Origin of the sequence: Rhizobacter sp. (assembly GCF_031412075.1) — a bacterium.
In the GTDB taxonomy this organism is placed as follows: Bacteria; Pseudomonadota; Gammaproteobacteria; order Burkholderiales; family Burkholderiaceae_C; genus Rhizobacter.
Map to the genome: position 1 here is coordinate 1 of NZ_JANOCG010000230.1, position 3,071 is coordinate 3,071.

Sequence of the window (3,071 nt, forward strand, 5' to 3'; positions counted from 1 at the left end):
CCGTGGTGCTCAGCTGGTTGGCCGCATCACGTGTGCCGGTCACGCGCCCGAGCGCATCAACGTTGAGGCGAGTCACCCGGTTGAGCGGGTCGGCGATCTGCACCAGGTCGCCGTAGTCGTAGCCGAAGCGGGTGGTGAGCTGGGTGCTCGCTGTCGGCACACCCGGCCAGCGGGTGATGGTCTCCATCTGGCCTTCAGGATGCCAGGTGTACGTGGTGCGATGCCCCAACTCATTGCGCGTCTCGCTCAGCCGGCCCTGCGCGTCATACACCCGCGTGATGCGCCGCCCCAGCGGGTCGGTGCTTACCAAAGGCTGATTGAACATCGGCTCATAGCTCGTCAGCCAGGTGGTGGCCTGCGCGGTCCCAAACATCACCGTGCGGGAGGTCTGGTTGCCAAGCGTGTCGTACTCGAAGCGCGTAACCCGGCCCAGCGGGTCAGTCGTCTGCATGATCAGCTGCGAGGCCGGATCACGCTGGAACACAAACGCCGCCTGCTGCGGCGTGCCCTGGGCAAACACGTCGCGCACGATGTAGCGAGCGGCGTTGTACTCACGCCGTCGCACCACGCCACGCTGGTCGGTCACCTCGCTGGCGGTGATGAGGCCCTGGGCGTCGAACTCGTAGGCGAAGTCGTGCGTGGTGTTATCGGCGTAGGTCTGCCTGCGCACCCGGCCGTCGAGCGCGGTGTTGCCAGTGGCCAGCCAATACTCATTGAGCACCTTGCGGTGGTTGCGCGCGTTGGTCACCGTCAGCATGCGGTGGGCGCTGTCGTAGGTGTAGTCAACGTGGGTGCTGTCGGGCGCGGTGACACGCGTGAGGCGGCCCGGGGTGTCGTAGTCGTATTGGAAGAAGCGGCCGGTGTGGTCGGTGGCGCGGGTGATGCACGTGGTGCAGCTCGGGGCCGTGTACAAAAACTCCACGAATCGGCCATGTGGGCTTATGACGCGGCTGACGCGGCCACTGCCATCGCGCAGCACCGTGGTTCGGTTGCCGTGGCGGTCTTCCATCCACTTTAGGCGCGACTGGAAGTAGCTGAAGCCGTAGCGCTCGCCGCCTTTGGTGGTGACCACCAGGTCATTTCCATAGCCTGCCGCCGAGATCGCGAAGCGCGCCTTCATGAACGGCCCCGGTTCATTGGACTCGAAGATCGAAGCTGTGAGACGCAGGTCGATGTTGGCGCTGATGGGTGCGAAGCGCACTGAGGCACTGCTTGGCAACACTAGGTGCACCGCCTGAGCGGTGTAGCCCACCAGGCCTTCGAAGTAGAGGTACTGGTTGTAGAAGCCGTTGGAGCCGATGCCGAAGGCACGCTGATTGGTGTCGTTCTGGCGGTACTCGCGCTCCAGGCGGATGGGCACGGTGTCAGGCAGCGTGAGGTCGGTGTTGCGCTCCGAGAAGAGGCCACTGGCGACGGTCACAGGGTCACCGGCGTCGTCGTCGCCGGGGCCGCCACCACCACCGCCGGCACCGCCGCCGCTGCCGCCACCACCGCCGCCACAACACGGGTCAGGTGGCCCCGGTGCCGGCCCACCTGGCGAAGCCGCCGAACTCATGGCGAACTGGTAGATGGTGAACGGCTCCCTGGACTCGATGCGCGCCCCGTCGGCACTGACCGTGCCGATGCCATAGGTGTACCAACCGCGCCCGCGCGGGTCGTAGTCGAAGAGGTCGAGCTTGGCGCCGGGCGGCTGGGTCGAGTAGTTGGGGTAGTGCAGCGTGGCGCCGATGGGCTGGCCGGTGGCCGACACGATGCGTGCGCCGCCGGGTTGGATGCTGTAATACAGCGGCACATCGGCATACGGCATGGGAAACGGCATCTGATCGGCCGGGATGGGCGTGATGCTCACCTCGCGCACCAGACGGCCATCGGCACCGAGGATCACTGCCCCGGCGGGGATGCGCAGCTCCAGCCCCGGGATGGCCGGGTGGCTCACCACGGTCTCAGTCTGGGTGGGCGAGGCCAGGCGCACGGCATGGCGATGGTCGATGCGGGTCAGCCAGATGGTGTGCGGCAGGTCGTTGACGCCGGGCGACAGGTCGAGCTTGTATTCGTAGCGGCCGAAATCCTGGTTGCGGCGCCCGGCACGGCGGCCATCGATCACCAGCACCTGGGTGCCGGCGGCCAGGCCGGTGAGTTCGAACTCGCCATCGGCGCCGGTCTCAGTGGAGCGCCCACCGACGCTCAGCACCACCCGCGACAGCGGCCTGCCGTTCAGGGCCAGCACCTGGCCAGTGAGGCTCGTGGCTTGGGTCGAGTCGGCACTGGTGCGAGCCGGGGCAGACGAGCGCGAGGCCTCGCGCCGCAGGGCCAGCTTGCCACGTGGATCGAGAGTGACCGCTTCGCCGGCCTGTTCCATGCGCGTCAAGAGTCGCTGGCGTGCGGCAGCTGGCAAACGCTCCAGCACCGTCTGTTGCTCCAGGGCGCGGGCCTGGGCATCGCGGCTGTGCCCATGCAGCGCGCCGGTGCGCCACTGGCCCTTGCGGTGCTGCGCGCCGGGGTTGAAGCCTTGGTCGGGCTCGTCGTCGAGTTCGGCAGAGGCTTGAGGGGCCGCGGCATCCAACGCCCGCGTGCGAAAGCCCAAGGCAATCCACGGCGCCGTGCCTGGGCTGGCCTGCACGATCAGCGTGTAGGCCGCCCCGGGCAGCAACCCAGCCTCGGGACGGATGCGCAAGAGGCGCTCGCCACTCGGTTCAAACTGGGCCGCAACCGGGCCGGCAGGCCCGAGCAGGGTGGCAGTGAGGCCGCGCCGCTGGGCCGGGGTGAGCGGGGCGTTAAGGCGCAGCTCGATGTCGGTTGAAGAGCCAACGTTCTGCGCGCCGTCGGCCGGCTGCGAACTGGTAAGTGTGGGAAGGCCAGCAGGAGCTGGCGCCTGTGCCGAAGCGAGGCCCGTGCAGGCCAACAGAAAACTTAGCAAGAGCAGTGGTCGCAGCGCGTGCGAGCACAGACGCCACAGTAGCCGCAATGCATTGAGAAGGTGATTCATGGGCAAAGGCTCGATGTCACGCCATTGAAATTGGGCTGAGGTCGATCGCATGTCAGTGCCTCCGCCTTGACGACCAGTGCCCTCG

At 67.4% G+C, this 3,071-nt stretch carries 1 protein-coding gene; it reads right to left on the reverse strand.

The genetic code is table 11. From position 1 onward, the window contains the following. Window positions 1-2,986, reverse strand: a 2,986-nt coding sequence (locus RMO40_RS08055; protein ID WP_309718810.1) for a DUF6531 domain-containing protein, incomplete at its 3' end; no start/stop codon positions are given. Between the last annotated feature and the right edge of the window lie 85 nt (window positions 2,987-3,071).